We start from the raw sequence: 488 nt of genomic DNA, 5'->3' as shown, positions 1-488 counted from the left end.
CGGCTACCTGTTCGTGCCGCTGGCCGAGGCGGTGGTGTTCGCGATGATCGGCTCCTTCCTGCTCTCGCGCACGCTGGTGCCGACGCTCGCCAACTACCTGCTGCGCGGACAGGTCCATGGTGCGGCCCATGGCGACGGGGGCGCGGGCCCGGCGCCCAGCCGCAACCCGCTCATGCGTTTCCAGCGCGGCTTCGAACGCCGGTTCGAGAGGGTCCGCGACCGCTACCGTTCCGCTCTGGCGGGCGCGCTGGACCGGCCGTGGCGCTTCGTCATCATCTTCATGACGCTGGTGCTGGCGTCGTTCGCGCTGGCGCCCTTCCTGGGCCAGAACTTCTTTCCCACCGTCGACGGCGGCCAGATCAAGCTGCACGTGCACGCCCAGACCGGCACCCGCATCGAGGAGTCCGCCCGTCTCGTGGGGCAGGTCGAGGCGGCGATCCGCAAGGTGATCCCGCCGGCCCAGCTGTCGTCGATCGTCGACAACATCG

At 70.1% G+C, this 488-nt stretch carries 1 protein-coding gene; it reads left to right on the top strand.

Annotation, left to right across the window (positions count from 1 at the left end; all coding sequences use genetic code 11):
* Positions 1 to 13 precede the first annotated feature (13 nt).
* Positions 14 to 488: efflux RND transporter permease subunit (locus B8460_RS19750; protein WP_241771252.1), on the top strand; the 475-nt coding region annotated here is incomplete at its 3' end.

It is taken from the genome of Acidisphaera rubrifaciens HS-AP3 (genome assembly GCF_000964365.1).
Taxonomy (GTDB): domain Bacteria; phylum Pseudomonadota; class Alphaproteobacteria; order Acetobacterales; family Acetobacteraceae; genus Acidisphaera; species Acidisphaera rubrifaciens.
This window is presented reverse-complemented; position numbering and strand designations above follow the sequence as displayed.